At 74.3% G+C, this 22,150-nt stretch carries 26 protein-coding genes; 11 read left to right on the forward strand and 15 right to left on the reverse strand.

Annotated elements, in window-relative coordinates; translation table 11 throughout:
• The first annotated feature begins 76 nt into the window (after window positions 1–76).
• On the forward strand, window positions 77–1,735 hold the full coding sequence (locus ACI79A_RS08670; RefSeq protein WP_457082040.1) for an APC family permease: 1,659 nt from the start codon (window positions 77–79) through the stop codon (window positions 1,733–1,735).
• 71 nt (window positions 1,736–1,806) lie between these two features.
• Here the strand turns inward: ACI79A_RS08670 and ACI79A_RS08675 are convergent, their stop codons facing one another.
• Window positions 1,807–3,348, reverse strand: coding sequence for a DHA2 family efflux MFS transporter permease subunit (locus ACI79A_RS08675; RefSeq protein ID WP_457082042.1), 1,542 nt, complete (start codon window positions 3,346–3,348; stop codon window positions 1,807–1,809).
• Window positions 3,349–3,437: 89 nt separating this feature from the next.
• On the opposite strand from ACI79A_RS08675, the gene ACI79A_RS08680 reads away from it, so the two are divergent.
• Window positions 3,438–4,034: a TetR/AcrR family transcriptional regulator gene (locus ACI79A_RS08680; protein ID WP_457082044.1), complete on the forward strand. Its 597-nt coding sequence runs from the start codon at window positions 3,438–3,440 to the stop codon at window positions 4,032–4,034.
• A gap of 89 nt (window positions 4,035–4,123) precedes the next feature.
• Window positions 4,124–4,312: a hypothetical protein gene (locus ACI79A_RS08685; protein WP_457082046.1), complete on the forward strand. Its 189-nt coding sequence runs from the start codon at window positions 4,124–4,126 to the stop codon at window positions 4,310–4,312.
• A 70-nt stretch (window positions 4,313–4,382) separates the two neighbouring features.
• Here ACI79A_RS08685 and ACI79A_RS08690 read toward each other — a convergent pair whose 3' ends face one another.
• Both ACI79A_RS08690 and ACI79A_RS08695 read right to left on the reverse strand, forming a co-directional pair.
• A complete protein-coding gene (locus ACI79A_RS08690) occupies window positions 4,383–5,594 on the reverse strand; it encodes a DUF2786 domain-containing protein (RefSeq protein WP_457082048.1) in 1,212 nt (403 codons plus the stop codon).
• 199 nt (window positions 5,595–5,793) lie between these two features.
• The gene (locus tag ACI79A_RS08695; protein WP_457082050.1) at window positions 5,794–5,997 is read right to left on the reverse strand and encodes a hypothetical protein; all 204 of its coding nucleotides are present in this window, start codon (window positions 5,995–5,997) and stop codon (window positions 5,794–5,796) included.
• A 255-nt stretch (window positions 5,998–6,252) separates the two neighbouring features.
• On the opposite strand from ACI79A_RS08695, the gene ACI79A_RS08700 reads away from it, so the two are divergent.
• From ACI79A_RS08700 to ACI79A_RS08710, 3 genes are all read left to right on the forward strand, one after another.
• Window positions 6,253–7,434, forward strand: coding sequence for an acyl-CoA dehydrogenase family protein (locus tag ACI79A_RS08700; RefSeq protein ID WP_457082052.1), 1,182 nt, complete (start codon window positions 6,253–6,255; stop codon window positions 7,432–7,434).
• A 176-nt stretch (window positions 7,435–7,610) separates the two neighbouring features.
• Window positions 7,611–8,363 carry an Atu4866 domain-containing protein gene (locus tag ACI79A_RS08705; protein WP_457082054.1) on the forward strand — a complete coding sequence of 251 codons (753 nt, stop codon included), beginning with the start codon at window positions 7,611–7,613 and terminating at the stop codon, window positions 8,361–8,363.
• The gene (locus ACI79A_RS08710) at window positions 8,360–9,811 is read left to right on the forward strand and encodes an amidohydrolase family protein (protein ID WP_457082056.1); all 1,452 of its coding nucleotides are present in this window, start codon (window positions 8,360–8,362) and stop codon (window positions 9,809–9,811) included. Before ACI79A_RS08705 ends, ACI79A_RS08710 begins: the two co-directional genes overlap by 4 nt.
• Window positions 9,812–9,888: 77 nt before the next feature.
• On the opposite strand, the gene ACI79A_RS08715 is transcribed toward ACI79A_RS08710, so the two are convergent.
• On the reverse strand, window positions 9,889–10,710 hold the full coding sequence (locus ACI79A_RS08715) for a helix-turn-helix domain-containing protein (protein WP_457082057.1): 822 nt from the start codon (window positions 10,708–10,710) through the stop codon (window positions 9,889–9,891).
• An 81-nt stretch (window positions 10,711–10,791) separates the two neighbouring features.
• Between ACI79A_RS08715 and ACI79A_RS08720 the strand changes: the two genes are divergently transcribed.
• Together ACI79A_RS08720 and ACI79A_RS08725 are read left to right on the forward strand one after the other, a co-directional pair.
• Window positions 10,792–11,592, forward strand: coding sequence for an SDR family oxidoreductase (locus ACI79A_RS08720; RefSeq protein ID WP_457082059.1), 801 nt, complete (start codon window positions 10,792–10,794; stop codon window positions 11,590–11,592).
• Between the two features lie 121 nt (window positions 11,593–11,713).
• Window positions 11,714–12,418, forward strand: a complete 705-nt coding sequence (locus tag ACI79A_RS08725) for a response regulator (protein WP_457082061.1) — start codon at window positions 11,714–11,716, stop codon at window positions 12,416–12,418.
• 14 nt (window positions 12,419–12,432) lie between these two features.
• Here ACI79A_RS08725 and ACI79A_RS08730 read toward each other — a convergent pair whose 3' ends face one another.
• From ACI79A_RS08730 to ACI79A_RS08770, 9 genes are all read right to left on the reverse strand, one after another.
• A complete protein-coding gene (locus tag ACI79A_RS08730) occupies window positions 12,433–13,248 on the reverse strand; it encodes a response regulator (RefSeq protein ID WP_457082063.1) in 816 nt (271 codons plus the stop codon).
• A complete protein-coding gene (locus ACI79A_RS08735) occupies window positions 13,242–13,670 on the reverse strand; it encodes a hypothetical protein (RefSeq protein WP_457082065.1) in 429 nt (142 codons plus the stop codon). The genes ACI79A_RS08730 and ACI79A_RS08735 overlap by 7 nt, the downstream gene beginning before the upstream one ends.
• A complete protein-coding gene (locus tag ACI79A_RS08740) occupies window positions 13,667–14,320 on the reverse strand; it encodes a signal peptidase I (protein WP_457082067.1) in 654 nt (217 codons plus the stop codon). Before ACI79A_RS08740 ends, ACI79A_RS08735 begins: the two co-directional genes overlap by 4 nt.
• A 44-nt stretch (window positions 14,321–14,364) precedes the next feature.
• Window positions 14,365–15,003 (reverse strand): TasA family protein, encoded by a 639-nt coding sequence (locus ACI79A_RS08745; RefSeq protein WP_457082069.1) that lies wholly within the window; start codon window positions 15,001–15,003, stop codon window positions 14,365–14,367.
• 182 nt (window positions 15,004–15,185) lie between these two features.
• Complete coding sequence (locus tag ACI79A_RS08750) at window positions 15,186–16,625, reverse strand: sensor histidine kinase (protein ID WP_457082071.1); 1,440 nt, start codon at window positions 16,623–16,625, stop codon at window positions 15,186–15,188.
• The gene (locus ACI79A_RS08755) at window positions 16,622–17,026 is read right to left on the reverse strand and encodes a response regulator (protein ID WP_457082073.1); all 405 of its coding nucleotides are present in this window, start codon (window positions 17,024–17,026) and stop codon (window positions 16,622–16,624) included. The genes ACI79A_RS08750 and ACI79A_RS08755 overlap by 4 nt, the downstream gene beginning before the upstream one ends.
• 197 nt (window positions 17,027–17,223) lie before the next feature.
• The gene (locus ACI79A_RS08760; RefSeq protein ID WP_457082075.1) at window positions 17,224–17,901 is read right to left on the reverse strand and encodes a DUF3618 domain-containing protein; all 678 of its coding nucleotides are present in this window, start codon (window positions 17,899–17,901) and stop codon (window positions 17,224–17,226) included.
• 34 nt (window positions 17,902–17,935) lie between these two features.
• Entirely contained in the window at window positions 17,936–18,559 is a 624-nt protein-coding gene (locus ACI79A_RS08765) for a phage holin family protein (RefSeq protein ID WP_457082077.1), read from the reverse strand.
• The gene (locus tag ACI79A_RS08770) at window positions 18,556–19,338 is read right to left on the reverse strand and encodes a hypothetical protein (RefSeq protein ID WP_457082079.1); all 783 of its coding nucleotides are present in this window, start codon (window positions 19,336–19,338) and stop codon (window positions 18,556–18,558) included. Before ACI79A_RS08770 ends, ACI79A_RS08765 begins: the two co-directional genes overlap by 4 nt.
• Before the next feature lie 344 nt (window positions 19,339–19,682).
• On the opposite strand from ACI79A_RS08770, the gene ACI79A_RS08775 reads away from it, so the two are divergent.
• Window positions 19,683–20,549 (forward strand): siderophore-interacting protein, encoded by an 867-nt coding sequence (locus ACI79A_RS08775; protein WP_457082081.1) that lies wholly within the window; start codon window positions 19,683–19,685, stop codon window positions 20,547–20,549.
• 42 nt (window positions 20,550–20,591) lie between these two features.
• Here the strand turns inward: ACI79A_RS08775 and ACI79A_RS08780 are convergent, their stop codons facing one another.
• Both ACI79A_RS08780 and ACI79A_RS08785 read right to left on the reverse strand, forming a co-directional pair.
• A complete protein-coding gene (locus ACI79A_RS08780) occupies window positions 20,592–21,257 on the reverse strand; it encodes an NADPH-dependent F420 reductase (protein ID WP_457082084.1) in 666 nt (221 codons plus the stop codon).
• Window positions 21,258–21,293: 36 nt separating this feature from the next.
• Window positions 21,294–21,500 (reverse strand): neutral zinc metallopeptidase, encoded by a 207-nt coding sequence (locus ACI79A_RS08785; protein ID WP_457082086.1) that lies wholly within the window; start codon window positions 21,498–21,500, stop codon window positions 21,294–21,296.
• Window positions 21,501–21,540: 40 nt separating this feature from the next.
• On the opposite strand from ACI79A_RS08785, the gene ACI79A_RS08790 reads away from it, so the two are divergent.
• Together ACI79A_RS08790 and ACI79A_RS08795 are read left to right on the forward strand one after the other, a co-directional pair.
• Window positions 21,541–21,987 (forward strand): nitroreductase family deazaflavin-dependent oxidoreductase, encoded by a 447-nt coding sequence (locus ACI79A_RS08790; RefSeq protein ID WP_457082088.1) that lies wholly within the window; start codon window positions 21,541–21,543, stop codon window positions 21,985–21,987.
• Complete coding sequence (locus tag ACI79A_RS08795; RefSeq protein ID WP_457082090.1) at window positions 21,891–22,148, forward strand: SDR family NAD(P)-dependent oxidoreductase; 258 nt, start codon at window positions 21,891–21,893, stop codon at window positions 22,146–22,148. The genes ACI79A_RS08790 and ACI79A_RS08795 overlap by 97 nt, the downstream gene beginning before the upstream one ends.
• Window positions 22,149–22,150 lie beyond the last annotated feature (2 nt).

Genomic DNA, 22,150 nt, shown 5'->3' on the forward strand with positions numbered 1-22,150 from the left:
GTCCGCGTCGACCCGGGTGCCTCCTGGGCGCGGTGCTGTGCGATAACCGTGGCATGCAACCGATGGCGACCCCGGCGTGAGCAGCTCGTCCCCGGCGGGTGGGCAGCTCGCACCGCCGCGGGCCGAGGGGCAGGCGGTCGACGGGCAGGCCAAGGACAAGGGGCTCAAGCGCGGAGCGCTGGGCCTGGCGTCCTCCATCGTGCTGGGCGTCTCCTCGACCGCGCCGGCCTACGCGCTCGCCGCCACCCTGGGCTTCGTCGTCATCGCCGTCGGGGTCAAGGCGCCGGCGATCATGCTGCTGGCGTTCGTGCCGATGTGGCTGATCGCGGTCGCCTACTCCGAGCTCAACAAGCGGGAGCCCGACTGCGGCACGACCTTCACCTGGGCGGCGCGGGCCTTCGGTCCGCGCACCGGGTGGATGGGCGGCTGGGGGATCATCGCCGCCGACGTCATCGTGATGGCCAACCTGGCCCAGATCGCCGGCTCCTACGGCTACCGCCTCGTCGGGCTCGACGGGCTGGCCGACAGCACGTTGTGGACGACGGTGGCCGGGGTCGGCTGGATCGCCCTGATGACCTGGATCTGCTACCGCGGGATCGAACCGACCGCGCGGCTCCAGAAGGTGCTGCTGACCGTCGAGGTCGTCGTCCTGGTCGCCTTCGCCGGCTACGCGCTGGTCAAGGTCTACGGCGGCGGCGCCCCCGCGGGATCGCTGACGCCCTCGCTGTCGTGGCTGTGGCCCTCGGGGGTGAGCTGGCCGGCGCTGACCGAGGCCGCGCTGCTGGCGATCTTCATCTACTGGGGCTGGGACTCCGCGCTGGCGGTGAACGAGGAGACCGCCGACCCGACCCGCTCCCCGGGACGGGCGGCGATCATCTCCACGGTGCTGCTGGTGGGCATCTACGTCGTGGTCTCGGTGGCCACCGTCGCCTTCGCCGGCGTCGGGTCCGAGGGCATCGGGCTGGGCAACGAGGCCAACGCCGAGGACGTCTTCGCCGCCCTCGGCGCGACGGTGTTCGGCGACGACCTCGCGGGCCGGGCGTTCGAGGCGCTGCTGATCGTCTCGGTGCTCAGCTCGGCCGCCGCCTGCACGCAGACGACGATCCTGCCCACCGCCCGCGGAACGCTGTCCATGGCCGCCTACGGCGCGCTGCCCCGGTCCTTCGCCCGGATCCACCCGCGGTACCTGACGCCCACGGTGTCGACGGTCTGGATGGGCGTCGTCTCGATCGCCTTCTACGTCGGGCTCACCCTGGTCAGCGAGAACGTGCTGATCGACTCGATCACCGCGACCGGCATGCTCATCGCCTTCTACTACGGGCTGACCGGCTTCGCCGCCGCCTGGGGGTTCCGCCGCTCGCTGCGGTCGGCGCGCGACGTGCTCATGCGCCTCGTCCTGCCGCTGCTCGGCGGGCTGTTCATGCTGCTGGTCTTCGTGCTCGCCTGCGTCGAGTACGCCCACCCCGACTACGGCTACACGGTGATCGGCGGGGTGGGCGGCGTCTTCGTCGTCGGCGTCGGCTCGCTGGTGCTCGGCCTGGTGCTGATGGTCGTCTGGAACCTCGTCGCCCCGGCGTTCTTCCGCGGTCAGACGATGGTGCGTGGCACCGGCGACCTGCTGCTCGGGCCGGCCGTTCCGACCCTCGCGCTGCCGGACAGCACCGAGGCGACGGTGGTCGCCCCCGACCTGTCCAACCTGCCGCCCGGCCGGGAGCCCTTCGACCCGCGCGCCTGAAGAAGGACCCCTCTGCCCCCCACCGCTCGCGAGCTCGCGGCGGGCCCCTGCAGAGGGGCCGTTCCAGCACGTCACGTGGCGGCGAGCTCCGGTTCCGGCTCGGCGACCCGGTGCTGGGCGGGCAGGAAGGCCAGGACGACGACCGCGCCGACGACACTCGCGGCGGCGCACACCCAGGAGCCCGCGGTGACGCCGTCGAGGAAGGCCTGCTGGACGGCGGTCACGGCCGGGCCGGGGAGCCGCTCGGCCACCGCGAGCCCGGCGAAGACCGAGTCGGCCGCGGTCCCGGCCGCCTGGTCCGGGGCGCCCGCCGCGGTGAGCCCGTCGACCACCGCCGGGCCGTACACGGTGCTCATGACCGAACCGACCACCGCGACGCCCAGGGTGCCGCCCACCTCGCGCACCGTGTCGTTGACCGCCGATCCCGCGCCGGCCTGGTCGCCGCGCAGCGCGCCCATCACCGCCTCGGTGGCCGGGCTGGTGACCAGGCCGAGTCCGGCGGCCATGAGCACCATCGAGAGCACGATGCGGCCCCAGTAGTCGGACTCCAGGTTCGTGCCGGCCGCGAGGGCGAAGCCGGCCGCCATGGTCAGCAGCCCGGCGGCGACCACCAGCTTGGTGCCGACCGCCCGCATCGCCACGATCGCCAGCGGCGCGGTGACGGCAATGACGGTGGCGAAGGGGAGGGTGGCCACACCGGCGGTCAGGGTGCCGTAGCCGCGCACCGACTGGAAGTACTGGGTGATCATGAAGATGAACCCGAACAGGCTGAAGAAGGCCAGCGCGATCGCCCCGCTGCCGACCGACACCCGCGGGTCGCGGAACAGCCGGACGTCCAGCAGCGGCTCCCGGGCGCGCAGCTCGCGGACGACGAACCCGGCGACCGCCAGTGCCGCGAGCGCGTAGCCGCCGAGGGTGGTCGCCGAGCCCCAGCCGTGCCCGGGTGCCTCGATCGTCGTCCAGACCAGCAGGCCGATGCCGACCACCGAGGCTGCGGCCCCCGCCAGGTCGAAGCGGTGGGCCCGCGACCCGCGGGACTCGGGGACCAGCAGCCGGCCGGCGACCAGGGCGACGGCCGCGACCGGCAGGTTGACCAGGAAGACCGACCCCCAGGAGAAGTGCTCGAGCAGCAGCCCGCCGGTGACCGGGCCGATCGCCACCGACAGGCCGGTGACCGCGGACCAGATGCCCAGGGCGGTGGCCCGCTCGCGCCGGTCGGTGAACGTGGTGACCAGCAGGGCCAGGGTCGCCGGGTAGATCGCGGCGGCGGCCACGCCCATCGCGGCGCGGCCGGCGATGAGCTGGTCGGTGCTGGTCGAGAGCGAGGCCAGCGCCGAGGTGAGGGCGAAGGCGACCAGCCCGGACTGGAGCACGCGTCGCCGGCCGAACCGGTCACCGAGCGCGCCGCCGAGCAGCAGCAGCGCGGCGAAGGGCAGCGTGTAGCCGTCGACCACCCACTGCAGGTCGCGGGTGCTCGCCGACAGCTCCCGGCTGAGGGTCGGCAGCGCGACGTTGACGATCGTGTTGTCGATGCTGACCAGCAGCACGGACAGGCAGAGCACGGCGAGCACCCACCACCGGCGGGTGGCAGGTGCGGGCGGGGGAGTGGTCATCGCGGCCTCCGGTTGTAGGACGGTGTTCCAGAACCGCAGAACGGCGTTCCACACACCGGCAAGCGTGATCGGTGCAGGAGGATGAGGTCGTGACAGATGTCAGGCCCGGTGCGGGGCGGACCCCCAGCCGAGCGGTCGAGCAGGCGCTGGTCGACGCCGCCGAGCGAGTGCTGGTGCGGGAGGGGCTGGGCGCGGTGACCGTGCGGGCCGTCGCCACCGAGGCGGGGGTGGCGCCGATGGGCGTCTACAACCGCTTCGGCAGCAAGGACGGACTGATCGCCGCAGTGCTGGTGCGCGGCTTCGACGGACTGCGCGACGCGGTCACCGAGGACACCGACCCCAACCCCGTCGCCCGGCTGCTGGCCAGCGGGCGCAACTACCGGCGGTTCGCGCTGGCTCAGCCGCAGCACTACGGGGCGATGTTCGGTGGTCGGCCGTTGCCCACCGAGGGAACCGGCGAGCTGGTCGCGCACGCGTCCGCGGCCTTCGAGGCGCTGGTCGAGCACGTCCGGTACGCGATGGCGCGCGGTGCGCTCCGCGACGGGGACCCGGTCGAGGCCGCCCAGCTGATCTGGAGCTCGGTGCACGGGGCGGTGAGCCTGGAGCTCGGCGGAGCGGTGCTCACGCCCGACCCGGCCGCCACCTACGACGCGTTGCTGCGGATGCTGCTCACCGGTCTGGCCTGACCCCTTCGGGGGCTCCGGCCGCCCGATCGGGCGGCCGGAGCTCAAGCTCGGGCCGCGAGTGCCGACCTCTCCTGGGACGGAAGGGGTCGATGACGATGATGGTGTTGGCGTGCAACGCGGTGGGACAGGCGGCGCTGGCTGCGGGGGTGGCGTCGCTGGACGACGCGGTGCCCGAGCAGCTGCTCTACGTGGCCGGGTGGATCAGCACCGCCACCGACCTGACCCAGCAGGCGATGCTGATGTCCGAGGTGGGCTCCACCTTCGACGTGTTCATCTGAGGAAGGGCGCCCTTCCTCCCCACCCCTCGCGCGCTCGGGGCGGGCCCTGGAAGGGGGCCGGTCCAGCACGTCACGTGCTGGGCAGGGCGCTGCGGCCGCCGCCGAGGTCGGCCTCGTCGGCGGCCCGCCGCCCGGCGTCCCAGCCGGCCGGGTCGACCATCGGCCCCTGACGCCGCCGGACACGGGGGAACAGCTCCTCGACCGCGCGGTCGACCGCGCTCTCCCGGTCGGCCAGCAACGGCACGAGCGCGCCGCCGTAGGTGGCCCGCGCCTCGGCGCGCGCCGCGTCGCGCGCCTGGGTGAGCCGTTCGGCGACGCGGGCGGCGTAGGCCAGCCAGAAGCCCCGTCGCCACGCCGTCGAGCGGGTGCGGGCGCCGCCCTCGCGTGACTCGAGGTCGAGCGCGCGGCCCGCCTGCACCAGCAGCGAGGTGACCAGCAGCTCGACCAGGTCCAGGTCGGCGGAGAAGCCGACCAGCGTGGCGATGCCGAACGACGGCATCAGCACCACCCGCACGCCGTTGGCCGCGGCCACGCCCTGCAGCACCGCCGCCTTCGCCTCCACGTGCGGGTCGTCGAGGTGGAACCGGCGAGCGGTGACCCCGCCCGCACCGGGCCCGGGGGTCGCACCGCCCATCGCGGCGTCGATGGCGTAGCGGGCCATCAGCTCCTGGGCCTTGGCGGTCAGCGCCTCGGCCTCCGCGGCGAACTCGGTGGACTCCGCCTTGGCCAGCAGCCCGCGGATGCGGCCGAGCACCCGCTCGTCGGTGACGACGGCCGGGTCGGGAGCGGCCCCTGCCGACCACCGGGACGGCGGCGGCACCAGCTCCTCGACGCGGGGGAGGGCGCGCAGCACGCCGATCACCCGAAGCACCTCACGCCAGGCCGCCGACGCGGCGACACCCTCGGCGCGCCACCACTCCAGCACGGTGCCCCCGCGGGCGTCCAGCGCGGCCAGCTGGGCCGACCAGGCGGCCGGCGCGGCCCCGCCGCCGGGCGGGGCGGACCCGGCGATCACCGTGGCCACCAGCCGCGCGGCGCGTTGGGTGGCCCTGCGGCGCACCACGTGCACGACGTCCGCCGGCTGCCAGCCTGCCTCCCACAGGTGAGGGAGCAGGTCGCTGAGCACCCGCTGGGCCTGGCCGTCGGTGTCCACCCCGGGGTCCCGGCTGGTCAGCCGGACGACGACCCGGTCCAGGTCGGCGACCCGGACCCCGGGTTCGGCCGCCAGCCGACCGCCGGCCAGCAGTAGACGCAGCACGTCGTCGGCGGTCGTCGCCTGCACGGGACCTCCTGGTCGATCGGGTGTCCCAGCGTGGGGGAGCGGTGTCGTCGGTGGGCGCCGGTCACGTCACCGGTGGACGGGCACACCGCCTGGGGACGACGGCGCACCGGGCCGGGCCCGGCCGCCTACCCTGCCAGCGGCCTCGCCGGCCACGAGGCAGGGCCCTCCACCGGTCGACGGCCCGACGGCCGAGGGCGGCTCAGTCGTCCTCGCCGCCGTCCTCGCCGCCCTCCTGCTCGCCGCCGTCCTCCTGCTCGCCGCCGTCCTCGACGACGCTGCTCCCGCCATCCTCGCCCTGCACGCCGCCGCACGCGGCCGTGCCGAACGAGGCGGCCGCGATCGCGAGACCGGCCGCGGCGGCGCGCCAGCGGGACCGGTGACCGGGGAGGGTGGCTCGGCTCATCGTCGTCAGCTCCTGTGGTGTGGGTCGCCGGGCTCCCCGGCGGACGTGCCTGCTCCCTGCCCTGTCGGCCGCCGTCGCACACCCGGACGGACCGCTGCTCGGCGCGGTCGCCCCGTGACCGCCTCGCCACCCGGGCCCGCACGCGCCTGGAGCTGCGCACCGCACCGACACCCTCGGTCAGGGCGCCACCCCACGTCTTGTTACTGACGAGTAGTACCGTCGGTCGGGTCGACGCCGACCCGAGAGAGGCCCCGCGTGACCACCGACCTGCTGCTGCCCGCCGATTTCTTCGCCTTCCAGTCGCTGCTCAGCGACGAGGAGCAGAAGGAGCTGCTGGCCCTCCGCGAGTTCCTCGAGTCGGAGATCAAGCCCCGGGTGAACGCGGCCTGGGCCGCCGCCGAGTTCCCGATGGACCTGATTCCGAAGTTCGCCGAGGCCGACATCGTCGGGCGCTCCTACGACTGGGAGGGCCGCCCCCGCGCCTCCCGGCTCTTCACCGGCTTCCAGGCGATGGAACTGGCCCGCGTCGACGCCTCGATGGCCACCTTCCTCGGCGTGCACAACGGCCTGGCCATGGGCTCGATCATGATCCTCGGCTCGGCGGAGCAGCGGCAGCGCTGGATCCCGTCGATGATGCGGATGGAGACGATCGGCGCCTTCGCGCTGACCGAGCCCGAAGGCGGGTCCGACGTCGCCCGCGGCATGCGCACCACCGCCCGGCGGGACGGCGACGAGTGGGTGCTCGACGGTGCCAAGCGCTGGATCGGCAACGGCACCTTCGCCGACGTCGTCGTGGTGTTCGCCCGCGACGTCGCCGACGACCAGGTGAAGACCTTCGTCGTGGAGAAGGGCACCCCCGGTTTCACCGCCACGAAGATCGAGGACAAGTTCGCCCTCCGCACGGTGCAGAACGCCGACCTGACGTTCACCGGGTGCCGCATCCCCGCGGCGAACAAGCTCGAGGGCGGCAACTCCTTCCGCGACGTCAACAAGGTGCTGAAGGTGACCCGCGGCGGGGTGGCCTGGAGCGGCGTCGGCTGCCAGGTCGGCGCCTACGAGGCCGCGGTCGCCTACGCGAAGAGCCGGGAGCAGTTCGGCCGGCCGATCGGCGGCTTCCAGCTGATCCAGGACCTGCTGGCCAAGATGCTCGGCAACGTCACCGCCAGCCTCGGCATGACCGTGCGGATCTCCCAGCTGCAGGAGGTCGACGCGCTCGGCGACGACCAGGCGGCGCTGGCCAAGAGCTACGTGACCAGCCGCGGCCGGGAGACCGTCGCGATGGCCCGGGAGCTGTTCGGCGGCAACGGCATCGTCCTCGACCACGACGTCGTCCGGTACTTCAACGACGCCGAGGCGCTGTACTCCTACGAGGGCACGCGGGAGATGAACACCCTCATCGTCGGCCGCTCGATCACCGGGATGGGCGCCTTCGTCTGACGCGTCCGGCGCCGCTGGATGGGGGGAGTGACGCGGCCTCCCTCCGGCGGCCCCGGCTCGGCACGCTCGGGATGGAGCGCGGAGGTCGCGCTCACCGCTGCCGGACCACGTCCACGGGGTCACCTCGGGTGCCGGACGTGATCGGCGGCGGACGTCCAGAGACCGAGGAGACGACGATGGCGACTGCCACGACCGACACGACGGCCGCGGGCCTGCCGGCCGAGGACGAGCGGACGCGGGAGGAGATCCTCCGGCGTGCGGCTGGGGAGGCCCGGCCCCTGCTGCTGGCCGGCGGTGCGGTGATCTCGATGGACCCCCGCCTGGGTGACTGGGAACGGGCCGACGTCCTGATCGGCGGGGACGTGATCGTGGGCGTGGGACCGGGGCTGCTCAGCGCGGCCGGCGACGACGGCATGCTCGTCGTCGACTGTGCCGGGACCGTCGTCCTGCCGGCGCGGGTGGACTTCACCGCGCCCGGGGCCGGGTCCTCGTTGACCCCCGGCGTCCGCGCGGACGTCGCGGTGGTGCGGCTGCAGGAACCGGCGGGCACCCCGGACGGACCGGTCGAGCACCGGGCCGGGCACCTCGACACGCTGCTGTCGGCCGGGCGGGTGCTGCGCTTCCGGGGGCTCCCCCTCGGTGCGGAGGCCGAGCGTCCCGGCGACGGCGGGCAGCCGATGACCGCCGGTCGCAACGGGATCCACCCCCACGTCGGGACCTGGGTCGACGAGACGGGGTTCCTGGAGCAGGAACTGACCGTGGACGGCCGGTACGACGAGACGCGCGGTGGCCGCCCGCACGCCTTCCAGGGGCGGTACTGGGTGGACGGCGACCGCATCGACTACCTCGACGACCTGGGCTTCTGGGCGTTCGGGGAGGTCCGCGACGGCGTCCTGCACCACGCCGGCTATCGGATGACCCGCCGATGAGCACCGCTGCCCGCCGCACCGACCACATCGACCGAGGGAGCACCGTGAGCACCCACCCCTCCTCGAGCGGCGCCCTCCTCGACCAGCTGCGCCGTCGTTCCGCAGACCCCGATCGCCGCGTCCTGCTGACCGGCGGCACCGTCGTCACGATGGACCCGGCCCTGGGGGTGCTGCCCCGCGGCGACGTGCTCCTGCACGGCGACCGGATCGAGGCGGTGGGCCCCGACCTGGGCAGCACGCCGGCGGCGGCCGGGGCGCTGGTCGTCGGCGTCGCCGGCCGCATCCTCTGCCCGGGCTTCGTGGACACCCACCGGCACGCCTGGGAGGCGCAGCTCCGCCGGGTCATGCCCGACGTCAACGACCTCGGGGAGTACGTGACGACGACACTGGCCGGGATCGCCCCCGCCTACCGGCCCGAAGACGTCTACACCGGCACGAAGCTCGCTGCGCTCACCGCGATCGACTGCGGCATCACCTGCATGCTCGACTTCGCGCACAACGCGCGCAGCGCGCAGCACTCCGACAGCGCGGTGCAGGCGCTGGCCGACACGGGCATCCGCGGCGTGCACGCCTCCATGCGGCCGCACTTCGGGAACTGGGACCACCAGTGGCCGGCGGACCTGACCCGGCTGAAGGAGCGGTACTTCAGCTCCGGCGACGGACTGCTGACCCTGCGGCTGGCCGCCCTGGCAACCGACGAGATCGCCGGCCCCGATCTCGCCTACGGCGCGCGGCTCGCCCGGGTGGCGGAGGAGCTGGGCGTCGGGGTGAGCGTCGACGCCGTGTTCGGCACGACGTCCTCCGCCGCCATCCTGGAGTGGGAGCGGGCCGGGCTGCTGTCGCCGCGGGTGACCCTCATCCACTGCACCGGGCTGACCGGTGACGCGTGGCGGGCCATGGCCGACAGCGGGACGACCGTGGCGCTCGCCCCGACCTCCGAGGCGCAGATCGGCCTGGAGACCGCCATCCCGGCCATCGACGAGGCGCTGGCCGTGGGGATCCGCCCCGGCCTGAGCATCGACGTCGAGGTCGCGCTGGCCAGCGACATGTTCACCCAGATGCGCGCGCTGCTCGCCATCCAGCGGATGCGTGCGGTCAACTCCGTCCACGGCACCGACCGGGAGCCGGTGCGGGTCGGCACGGCGGACGTGCTGGACCTGGCGACGCTGCAGGGCGCCCGGACCAACGGGCTGGGGGAGACGACCGGGTCCATCACCCCGGGCAAGCAGGCCGACCTGCTGGTCATCGGTGCCGAGGACCTCAACACCATGCCGCTCAACGACCCGGTGGGCACGGTGGTCCTGGGTGCCGACCCGCGCAACGTGCACGCCGTCTTCATCGCCGGCCGGGTGCGCAAGTGGGACGGCCAGGTCCTCGACGTGGACCTCGACGCGCTCCGGCGCGAGGTGCGGGAGTCCCGGGACCACGTGCTCGCCGCGCGGGTCTGACCGCACCGACCCGCGACACCGCCCGGCTGCAGCCCGGGCCCGGCCACCGCCGGGTCCGGGCTGCAGCCGTCTGCCGGTCAGCTTCGGGCGGTCCGCTCGGTGGGCTGGTCGTCGAGCTGGCCGCCCGCATGGGTGGCCGGCAGCTCCTGGTAGACGACGAGCTGGTGCCCGGGTGCGCTGGGCACCTGGAAGGCGTGGAAGCCGACCGTGAGCGGCCCCAGCGCGGGGTGCATCAGGTCCTTGGTGGCGTAGGTCTTCACCCTCACCTCGTGCCTGGCCCACAGCTCTGCGAACGCCGGGCTCCCCCTGGTCAGCCGCCGCACCAGCTCCTCGAAGCGTCGCGGCGTCGCGGCGAAGTCGGCACTGGCCCGCAGGTTGGCCACCGACGAGCGGGCGGCGGTCTCCCAGTCGACGAAGAACGTGCGCCCCACCGGGTCGAGCATCACCATCTCCACCAGGTTCGTGGTGTCGCTGAAGGGCGCGAAGAGCTCCACGGCGCGGGCGTTCATCGCCAGGATGTCCAGCACCGGGTCCAGCACGAACGCGCCGGACTCCCGCCACGACGCCATCAGCTCCAGCAGCGCAGGGTCGACCGGGCGGCGGACGTCGTCCGGGCCGAGCCGCCACGCCACCCCGGCCAGGGAGTACAGGTGCTGCTCCTCGTCCAGGGTCAGCCCGAAGGTGCGGGCCAGGGCGGCGAGCACGGGGCGGGAGGGGTGTTTCTCCCGGCCCTGCTCCAGCCGCCGGTAGTAGTCGACGCTCACCCCGGCCTGGGCGGCGACCTCGTCCCGGCGCAGGCCGGGCACCCGGCGCGGGCGCATCCCCTGCGGCGTGTCCGGCGCCGGCGGCGTGGCGGCGCGGCGGGCGATCAGGAACTCACCGAGCTCGGTGGACGGCACGGCGTGCAGGCTAGTGAGGCCGCGTGACAGGGGAGTGACACGGCCACGACAGACTCGTCGGACCCGAACAGGGTGGTGTTCATGAACGACACCACCACTGACACCAGGACCCAGCTCATCGCCGGCTCCCCGCTGGCCGGCCGCGTCGCCGTCGTGACCGGTGCGTCCAGCGGCATCGGCGCCGCCACCGCCGAGCGGCTCGCCGGACTCGGCGCGAAGGTGGCGCTGCTCGCCCGCCGCGGCGACCGGCTCGACGCGCTCGAGGATGCCATCCGCGCCGCCGGCGGCACCGCGCTCGCGCTGCCGACCGACGTCACCGACCGGGCGGCGCTGGCCGCCGCGGCCGAGCGGATCGCCGCTGAGTGGGGCGCGGTCGACCTGGTCTTCGCCAACGCCGGGGTGCAGCTGATCTCCTCGATCACCGACCTGCAGGTCGAGGACTGGGACACCCAGATCGGGCTCAACGTCACCGGCGTCATGAACACCATCCAGGCCTTCGTCCGTGACCTGGAGCAGGTCGCCGCGCAGGGGCGGCCTGCCGACCTGATCACCACCTCGTCGATCGCCGCGGTCCGGGTGCTGGAGAAGTTCCAGGTCTACTCCGGCACCAAGGCCTACGTCACCCAGCTCAGCCGCCTGCTGCGCACCGAGCTGGGGCGCAAGGGCGTGCGGGTGGCCACGATCGAGCCGGGCATGGTCGACACCGAGCTGCCCGATCACGTGACCGACCCGGACGCCAGCAAGCTGATGGCCGACCTGATCGCCCAGATCGACGTGCTGACCTCCGCCGACGTCGCGGAGACCGTCGCCTTCATGGCATCGGTGCCCAGGCACGTCAACCTGACCGAGATCACCATCCTGCCGACCGAGCAGGTGATCTGAGCCGTTCACCCGTTCGGGGCGGGTGCCCCCCCGGCCCACTGGAGAGCACCGCCCCGGATGTCGATGACTGCCCCGGACGCCCCGTGCGTCCGGGGCAGTCGCCGTCTGTGGAGGAGAGGTCGTGTCGGGTCAGTCGGTCCTCGTCGTCGAGGACACCCAGGAGATCCGCGAGCTCGTCGTCACCGTCCTGCGCCGGGCGGGCATGGACGTCCGCGAGGCGACGACGGGTGCCGAGTGCCTGGCCGAGGTGCGCCGGGAGGTCCCCGACGTCGTCGTGCTGGACCTCGGGCTGCCGGACGCCGACGGCACGGAGGTCTGCCGGCAGCTGCGCGCCGAGACCGACTGCTACGTGCTGATGCTGACCGCCCGCGCGGAGGAGGTCGACCTGCTCATCGGGCTGGCCGTCGGCGCGGACGGGTACATGTCCAAGCCGTTCTCCCCGCGCGAGCTCGTCGCCCGGGTGCAGACCATGCTCCGGCGCCCGCGGACCGTGGCGGTGCCCGAGCCACGGCCGGCCCTCGAGGACTCCGTGCAGCGGCTGGCCGAGCTGGAGGTCGACCCGGACAGCCGCGAGGTGCGGGTCGACGGCGCCCCGGTCGACCTGACCCGCACCGAGTTCGACCTGCTGGCCGCGCTGGTCTCCCGGCCCGGCCGGGTGCTGCAGCGCGAGACGCTGCTGCGCGAGGTCTGGCAGACCGACTGGGAGGGCAACCTCCGGCTGGTCGAGGCGCACATGTCCAACCTCCGCCGCAAGCTCACCGCTGCGGGGCTGAACTCGCCGGAGATCAAGACCGTCCGCGGAGTCGGCTACCGCCTCGTCGCCTGACCTGCAGCGAGCCGTCAGGCGGCCGATCCGGCGCGGCGTGCGGCGAGCCGGCCGGCGGCGGCGTCGGCGGCGAGCGCCAGGCCGGCGCCCTGCAGGCTGACCGCGTCGGCGATCCAAGCCAGCCGGCCGCGGCGGGCGGCGGCCCGGCGGGGGGCGTCGGTCAGGTCGGTCAGCTCCGCCAGCCGGCCGTGCGCCATGATCCCGCGCCGGGCGTCCGCGGCGATGGCCCGGCAGACGTCGGCGACCTCGGGGTGGCCCAGCTGACCGGAGGTGCCGGCCAGGGTGTGCGCGGCGGCGGCGACCGCGTGCGGGTCGCCCACGCTGATGCCCGTGCTGATCGCGGACAGCCGGCCGGCCAGCGCGTCGTCGTACATGAGGTGCAGCCGCTCGGTGAGCTCGGCGTCCAGGTCGGCCTCGTGCAGGTCCTCGACGTCGACCATCTCCCGGGCGACCGGTGCGGTGCCGACGGCCGGCGAGGTGCGGCGGCGGACGAGGTCCAGCAGCGGGCGGGCGTCGACCGGGGCGGCCAGGCAGGCGAGGGCACCGGCCGCGACGGCGGCCGCCCGCAGCTCCACGGTGGGCTGCTCGGCGACGACCAGGAACCGGGCGGTGCTGCCGGCGGCGCGCAGCTCGGCGAGCAGCGCCGGCCCGTCCGCGGCGCCGGGCACCTCGGCGGCGGTGACCACCAGGTCGGGGGCGACGGCGCCGGCGAGCCAGCGGGCGTCCTCGGCGTCCCCGGCCTCGTGGACCTGCCAGCCGGTGAGCTCCAGCAGGCCGGTGACCTGCCGGCGGCCGGCGGCGGAGGGGTCGATCACCAGAGCGGTCAGCATCGGAGGGTCCCTGTCCGGGCGGACTCGGCCGTCCAGCCGTAGTCGGTGGTGGTCGTGACGGTGAAGGAGTAGCCGCCCCAGTTCGTGTCGCCCATGTTCGCGGCGAACCCGGTCTGGCCGGCATTGACGGTCCCGGCGGTGACGTTGACCAGCCCGAAGAGGGTGGTGGCCTTGATGCGGTAGCTGGTGACGCGCGGCGTGGTGCTCTTGTTCCAGCTCAGGCGCACCTCCAGCCGCCCGTCGGGGGTGCAGTAGCTGCCGGCAGTGCTGAGGCCGGTGACCGGCTGCACGGTCGTCGTGCCCACCGTCACCGTCTGGGGAGCGGTGGAGCCGCTGAACGCGGCCGAGGCGATGGTGGTCAAGCCCAGCACGCCGGCCAGGGTCAGCGCGAGCAGGACGAGGGCGCGCCGCAGGCGGGTCACTGGCCGTCCTCCTCGTCCTCGTCGTCGGTACGGGTGGTCGGAGTGTCGGCGGGGCGCCAGATGGTGAGCAGCAGCCAGCCCGCCAGCAGCGCGGGAGCGCCGTAGACCAGGGCCTGGCTCACGACCGGGGTGCGCAGCGCCTCGATCACGTGACCGAGCTCGGGCACCACTGCCTGGACCTGCCAGGCGGTGTCGCCCTGGAGCGTGGCCCGCCACGGGTCGACCGCGTCGTTGGCGTCGCCCTTGGTCTCGACGGTGACCGCGCCGTTCTCGCCGTGCTCCACCGAGAGGACCCGGTGGGTGACGAGACGGTGGTCGTCGATCGGGATGTGGTAGGCGATGATCATCCCGGGCTCGACCTCGTCGACCGGCAGCGGCGTCACGATCGTGACGTCACCCGGGTCGATGACCGGCGACATGCTCCCGGTCAGCATCGTCATCGTGCGGTACCCGAAGGCGTGCGGGCCGATCGCCAGGACCGCGAAGAGCAGAACGGCGAGCGCGACCACCAGCCGCACCGTCCAGCGCGACGCCCGGGCCAGGGCCCGCTTCCCGGCCCCCGACGGGCGGGGGGCCTGGGTCAGCTGCTGCGCCGGACGCGGGTGTGCGTCCGCGGTGGGTGCGGGGGGTGCGAGCAGGGCGGTGGTCATGGCGGTTCCTCCGGGAAGGTGTCAGGGGGTGGGGGAGCGCCGGGTCAGCGCGCGGTGCCGTTGGCCTGCGTGCCGGTGAAGCTCAGCGCCAGGGTGGAGGTCTTGCCCTGGAACTCGTTGCCGGCGGCGCCGGGGAGCGACAGGGTGACCACGAGGTGGTCGGTGCCGCCGACGGCGAGGCTCTTCAGGTTGTTGATCGCGATGGGTGCGCCCGCCACGGCCCGGCCGGAGTAGAGCGACCGCGGGCTGGCGCAGGAGTAGGTCGCGGTGCTGCCGGAGATCGACTCGGTCCACGCGACCGGGCAGGAGCTGACAGTCATCTGCAGCCCGTTGGTCGGGTCGCTGTCCAGGATGCTGCTGGTCGTTGCGGTCGACTGCAGCACCAGGCCCGAGAAGGCCAGGTCGCCGGTGTTGCTCAGGTCGACCGCGCGGCTGAGCGAGTCGCCGGGCACGAAGCCGGCCGCGCTCATCGGCAGGGTGGTGGTGCCGGCGCGGTTCAGGTCGATGGAGAGCGTGCCCGTGCTGACCGACGCGTTCAGCGGAGTGGTGCTGTCGGTGAAGGTGCCGAAGGTGCCGAGGCCGGCGACGGCCGCGGCGGCGCCCACGACGCCGAGCGAGCCGAGGATCTTGCGGGCGGTGCGGCCGCGGGTGGCGGAGGCGGAGGCGGTGGCGGTGGCGCTCATGGCGGGTCTCCCTGTCTGGTGCCGGTGTCGGCGGGGGCTCCCGGCGACAGACACGACTCTGGAGGCCCTTCCGCAGGGGTCCCGCGAGCGATCCGCAAGAAAAGCGCAAGGAACCGCAGGTTCCCCGTGGATCCGTCAGGAGGCTCGTCCCGAGCTTGCGAGGGGGAGGGGGACGGGGTCCTTCAGCAGCTCAGCGGCAGGGTGAGGGTGAAGGTGGTGCCGCGCCCCTCGGCGCTGGTCACGTCGAGCGTGCCGCCGTGCGCGGTGGTGATCGCCTTGGTGATGGTGAGCCCGAGACCGACCCCGGGGACGGCGTTGCGCCGAGCGGTCGAGGCGCGGAAGAAGCTGGTGAACAACCGCCCCTGCTCACCGGTCGGGATGCCGACGCCGGTGTCGCTCACCGACAGCAGGGCGACGGGACGGGCGCCGGCCGCACCCGGGTCGGTCTCCGCGCCGGTGTCGTCCTGCCAGGCCGAGCGCAGGCGCAGGGTGACCGAGCCGCCGGCGGGCGTGAACTTCACCGCGTTGGAGACCAGGTTGTCGCAGGCCTGGCCCAGCCGGAGCGCATCCCCGCGCACGACCAGGCCGTCGGCGGGCACGTCCACGGCCAGGGCGATGCCGCGTGCGGCCGCGGTGACCCGTGCGGTCTCCTCGGCGGCGCGCACCACGGCGGCGAGGTCGACGTCCTCGGGTTGCAGGGTGAACTTCCCGGCGTCCACCTGGGCGGTGAACAGCAGGTCACCGACGAGCCGCAGCAGGCGCTGGGCGTTGCGCTCGACGGTGCCCAGGTACTGGCGCTGCTCGTCGGTCAGCGGCTGGTCGGGGTCGTCGAGGACCAGCTCCAGGTAGCCGAGGATGGAGCTCAGCGGGGTGCGCAGCTCGTGGGAGATCAGGCTGACGAACTGGTCCTTGAGCCGTTCGCTGGCCCGCGCCTCGGTCATGTCCGTGGCGACGAAGTTCCAGCCGGCCTGCTCGCCGTCGTCGTCGGTGCGTGGGGTGATCGCGACGGCGACGGTGAGCCGCCGGCCGTCGGCGGTCAGGTAGGTCCAGTCCCGGACGTCGCTGCCCTGCTCCCGCGCCACCTGGACGAGCGCGGCGAAACGCGCCGCCGGGTCGGCGTCGGCACTGGGTTGGAGCTCCTCCGGGTCGTGGAACTCGGTGATGCTGCGCTGCCGGACCACGTCTGCGCGCGGGAGGCCGAGCAGCCGCTCGGCCCCCGGGTTCCACACCCGGATGACGCCGTCGGGGTCGGTGCCGATGATCGACTGCTCCGTGACGGCGTCGATGACGCTGGTCATGGTCTGTGCCCGGGCCCGCATCATCCGGGTGGCGACCTCGAGCTCCTCAGCGGTCGACTGCCCCAGGGTCACCAGTTCCCGCCGCTGCCCCTCCAGCGCCGCGGACGCGGCGAGCTGCCCGCGCAGACGCCGGGCGAGCTCGCCCACGGCGAGGACGGCCGTCAGCCCGGCGGCGCTGAGCAGCACCGGTGCGCCCGGCCGGGTGAGGAGCACGGCCACGGCCACGACGGCGGTGGCGGCCAGGGCCGCGGGGGCGAGCCGGGCGGCCGGGGGAGCGGCACCGGGCGTGGTGCCGGCCGCGGCCGGCCTTGTCAGGGTGGTCACGCGGGGGTCCCCGGCGAGCAGAGCCGGCGGACCTCGGCGACCAGGCCGGCGACGGTGAACGGCTTGGGTAGGTAGGCGTCGGCGCCGGCAGCGAGCCCGCGGGCGACGTCGTCGGGCGACGCGCCGGCGGACAGCAGCAGCACCTTCGTGCCCGCGGTGGCCGGGTCGGCGCGCAGCTCGGCGCAGACCTCCAGTCCGGTGAGCTCGGGCATCGACACGTCGAGCACGACGAGATCCGGTCGCTCGGCCCGGGTGGCGGCCAGCGCCTGGGCGCCGTCGGCGAGGGAGCCGAGCAGGGTGCAGCCGGCCTTGCGCACCGCGAGGGAGACGAGCAGGCGGATGTCCGCCTCGTCGTCGGCCACCAGCACGCGTGCGGCTGCATCCACGGTGTCGCGGTCCACGGCCAGCGCTCCTCTGCGGGCAGGGCCCGTCCCCGGCCGGGACGGAGTCCGTCGCCTCGGGAACGTCAGATCGGCGGCACTGCTGGAGGGGCGCCACCCGGTCCCTCACCCGTGGAGATGAGGTGGACAGGCCGGCTGCGGACGCACGTCGGGCCCCGGTGCGGCTGCACCGGGGCCCGACGGGGTGTTGCGGTCGATCAGGAGGAGGACTTCTCCTGGACCTTCTCGCGGGACTCCTGGGCCTGGCCCTTGACGTCCTGGGCGGCGTGCTGGCCCTCGTCCTTGACGTTCTTGGCGCCCTCCGCGGCGGTCGACAGGACCGACCCGGCAGCGCTCATGGCGGCCGGCTTCAGGTTGTCGCCGATCTCCTGGGCCACGTTCCGAGCCTGCTCCTTGGCCTGCTCCTTGAGCGGCTCGGAGTGCTCCTTGATCGCCGACTCGGCCTGGGAGGCGAGCTGCTTCTCCTTCTCGCTGGTGGGCAGCAGGGAGGAGGCGAGCCAGCCGACGCCGAAGGCGATCAGCCCGGCGGCGAAGGGGTTGCCCTGGGCCTGGCGCTGGATGGTCTCCGGCGCGTGCTGCACCGTCTCCATGGCGCTGTGCGCGGCGTCCTGCGCGCTGCCCGCGGCGTTGTGCGCGGCGCCCTGGGCGCTGCCCTGGGCGTGCGAGGCGCGGTTGCTCACCTGGTCGCGGGCGTCGTGAGCGGTGCCGAACACCTTGTCCTTCAGGCCGGACATCGTGCTCTTCGCCCGGCCGACGCGCCGGTCCATCACCCGGGTCGGGCTGACCTTCTCGTTCAGCGCGTCGACGTCGTAGCTCAGGTTGGCGCGGGTGTCCTCGATCTGGCGCCGGATCACGTCCGGGTCACTGCTGGTCATGAGGGGGTCTCCTGTCTAACTAGCCGGGAAGAGGTCAGTGGGGCTTGAGCGCGTCGGGCACCTGCTTGAGCGTGTCCACGGTCTGCTCGGGCTTCGGGTCGACCTTCTTGAGCTGCGAGAAGTCGATCTGCTGCGAGACCTGCTTCGGGTCGACGGCCTTCAGCTTCTTGCGGCCCATGGCAGCGAGGACGGCGGCGACGATCCCCCACACGACCGCCACGATCAGCGCGGCCCAGCCGGTGGGGATGACGCTGGCCAGCGCCCACATCAGCGCGAGGCTGAGGAACAGCGCCACCATGTACCCGGCGAAGCCGGCGCCGCCGAGCATCCCGGCGCCCTTGGCGGCCTTCGTCGCCTCACCCTTGGCGGCGTCGGTGGCGCGGGTCGCCTGCCCCTTCACCACGCCGGTGGCCTCGTTCGCCTCCTGGCGCAGCTCCGCCTTGGCCAGCTCGAGCTCCTGGCGCATCAGCGTGGACAGATCCCGGCTGACCTCGCTCAGCAGCTGACCGACCGACGTCTGCTCGACGTCCGGGTGCCCCGCGTCGGTCATCGGCTGGGCGGTGTTGCCCGAGTGCTCGGTCGCGGTGTAGCCGGTGGCCCCACCGGTCGCGTAGCCGGTTCCTGCCTGCCCGTAGCCCTGGGTGCCGGGGGCGGTCACAGCCGGCCCTCACCGGGGGTGCGGGACGGGTCGTCCCAGCCGGCGCCGGCGGTGGGGGCGGCGGTGGTGCCCTCCGGCGGCAGGGTGCCGTACGGCGGGGGCGGAACCGATCCGGTGGTGCCGGTGGTCGCGTACCCCGCGGTCTCGGTGGTGGCGTAGCCGGTCGCCGGGGTGCCGGCGACGTAGTTGCCACCCGTGGCGGGACGGTCGGAGCCGCCGCTGGGCTGGCCGGAGCCGTTCTGGTCCTTGTGCGCGGCCACCGCGCCCGTGGTCAGCCGCCCGGCGACGACGCCGGCGAGGGCCGCACCGAGCAGGAAGGCGCCCGGCTTGCGGCGGGCGAAGGACCGGACGTCCTGCAGCAGGTCACCGGGCTCCCGGTCCTGCACCCAGCTCGCCAGCTGCTCGACCTTGTCGCCGGCCTGGCGGACCAGGTCGGCGGCCGGGCCGGTGGGGGTCTCGCCGCTGCCCTCGGCCATGTTGCGCAGCTGCGTCGCGATCTCGCCGAGGCCCTGACCGGCCTTCTGCTGCCCGCTGCGGGCCTGCTCGGTGAGCTGCTGGCGGCCCTGGGCCACGAGGTCCTGCGCCTGACGGCCGGCCTCCTGGGTGACCTCCTTGGCCTGGTCGGCCGCGGTGGAGGCGACCTGGCTACCGGCCTCGGCAGCGCTGTGGCCGACGTTCTTGGCCTCGTCCTTGGTGGCGTCCTTGGTCGACGGGGTGCCCGTGCGGTTGGTCGCCCCGCTCGAAGGCGACTGTGTCGGGGTGTCGATGGAGTGCGTCATCGTTCCTCCTCGTCGTGCGTGGGGCTCGTGGTGGGTGGAGCTGGTCGTTCGGCCGGGTCCGCAACCGGGCACGCGCCACCGACGGCCGACGTCGGCCGGGCTGCTCGTGCCTGGTCGCGGAACGGCGCAGGGGCGCCCGGGGGCGCCCAGGTCGGTGTCGCGCGGGTGGGCCCACCGTGGTCTCGGTGGACGCCGTTCCGTTGGACTCGCGGGTACCCGAGATCGTCTACGGCGTAAACCGGTGAGATCGACTTTCCGCGCACCGCCCATCGGGGCGTGGGGGCGCTCGGCGTAGCCTCCCGTCGGTAAGGGGAGCCTGCCCTTGCCTGATCGGAGGAGATGGGATGACCGGAGCGGCACAGCAGACGGTGGAGCCCCGGCCGCGGCGGCCGCGGGTGCCCCGGGTCGCGGAGGTGGTCCGCACCTCGCGGCTGACGCCGCACATGATCCGCGTCGTGCTCGGCGGTGACGGGCTGGCCGGCTTCCCCGTCGGGGAGTTCAGCGACCACTACGTGAAGCTGCTGTTCCCGCCGCCCGGTGCGCCCTACGCCGTGCCCTTCGACCCCGAGCAGATCCGCGCGGAGCTGCCCCGCGACCAGTGGCCGGTCACCCGCACGTACACGGTGCGTGCCTGGGACCCCGCGTCCGGCGAGCTCACCATCGACTTCGTGCACCACGGCGACGAGGGCCTGGCCGGCCCGTGGGCGGCATCGGCCCGGCCCGGCGACCGGATCCAGCTGCTCGGCCCCGGCGGGGCGTACACGCCCCGGCCGGACGCCGACTGGCACCTGCTCGTGGGTGACGAGAGCGCCCTCCCGGCGATCGCCGCCTCCCTGCCCCGGGTCACCGCCGGCGCCCCGGCGCTGGTGTTCCTGGAGGTCGCCGGCCCCGAGGAGGAGCAGGACGACGTGCCGACGCCGGCCGGCGTGGAGCTGGTCTGGGTGCACCGCGGCTCCGCCGAGCCCGGGCGGGCGCTGGTCGACGCCGTCCGCGCCGTGCAGCTGCCGGCCGGCCGGGGACACGTGTTCGTGCACGGCGAGGCGGGCCTGGTGCGGGAGCTGCGCCGGCACCTGCGCGCCGAGCGCGGGCTGGACCCGGAGTTCACCTCGATCTCCGGCTACTGGCGCGTGGGCCGCACGGAGGACCGCTGGCAGGCCGAGAAGCGCGACTGGAACGCCCAGATCGAGGCCGAGGAGCAGGTCGCCGGCTGACCGGTGCCCCTCCGGGGTGGGCGCCACCCCGGAGGGGGCGGCTCACATGTCGCGGTAGCGCTTCGCCGCTGCCGTGGCGGCGCGCAGCTGCTCGGCGTCCAACCGCGGCCCGTACCCCGGGGTGTCGCGCTGGATCCGCCACCCCTCGGCGAGCGGGCCGAGGTCGACGACGTCGAAGCCGAGGTCGGCGATGAGCTGCGCGACCTTCTCCTTGGCGCCGGCGTCGTCCCCGGCCACGGCCAGCGCCCGCCGGTGCGGGGTGCCGGCGGCCTGCCCCTGCTCGACGATGTCCCGGGCGCCGATGTGGTTGAACGCCTTGACCACGCGTGAGGTCGGCAGGTGGGCCTGGAGCAGCTCCGCCGTCGTCGTCGACTCGTCGTCCAGCTCGGCGATCTGCCCGTCGCGCTGCGGGTAGTAGTTGTTGGTGTCGATCACCACCTTCCCGGCCAACGGCTCGACGGGCACCTGGCCGACGTTCTTCAGCGGGATGGTGACCACCGCGAGGTCGGCTGCGGCCGCCGCTTCGGCCGCGGTGCCGGCCCGGACGCTGCCGCGCCGGCCCGGCCGCTGTTCCAGCGCGGCCACCAGGTGGGTCAGGGTCTCCGGACCGCGGGAGTTGCTGAGCACGACGTCGTAGCCGGCGTCGAGCGCGGCCTGGGCGAGGGCGGTGCCGATGTTCCCGGCGCCGATGAGTCCGAGGTTCGTCATGGCCGCAGCAACCTCGCGGCCCGGGCGCCGCTTCCCTCAGCCGAGGTCGTCGACGGCGAAGGTGTCGCAACGCGCCGGGTCGCCGGTCGCGAACCCGGCGGTGGACCAGCGCCGGCGCTGCACCGCCGAGGTGCCAGACCGCCGCTCTCCCGGTGCCGCATCGCCGTCCGGTCTCCTCGTCCTCTGCTGCTGGGATCGCTGCCGTCGGCCCCGGGGAGCGTGCTGGCACCTGCCCCGCCGCACGTCCCGAGCGAGGGTGCGGCTGCCGCCCTAGGGTCGGGGCATGCCGTTGGAAGGTGAGTACGAGCCCAGCCCGGAGAAGTGGGTGCGCGACCAGGTGGAGCTCTACGAGCGCACCGGCGGGCGGGAGGGCAACACCCTGCCCGGCCGCACCGAGCCGGTGGTGGTCTTCACCACCCGCGGGGCGAAGAGCGGCAAGGTCCGGAAGAACCCGCTGATGCGCGTGGAGCACGACGGTGCCTACGCCATGGTCGCCTCCAAGGGCGGGGCCCCGGAGCACCCCACCTGGTACTTCAACCTCAAGGCCCACCCCGACCAGGTGACGGTGCAGGACGGCGACCAGGTGTGGGACGGCGTCGCCCGCGAGCTGACCGGCGAGGAGCGGGCGGTGTGGTGGGAGCGCGCGGTCGCCGCCTTCCCCGACTACGCGGAGTACCAGACCCGGACCGACCGGGAGATCCCGGTCTTCGTGGTCGAGCGGGCGCACTGAGCGCCCCGCCAGCGGACCAGCGACCGGTCGCCGTCGTCACCGGGGCCAGCGACGGGATCGGGGCCGCGGCGGCCCGCCGGCTGCACCGCGCCGGGTGGCGGGTGGTCGTCGGGTGGGAGCTGTCCGCCCGGCGGGTCGGCCGGTCGAGCCCGGCCGGCTGAGC

This window comes from Modestobacter sp. SYSU DS0657, assembly GCF_054050925.1.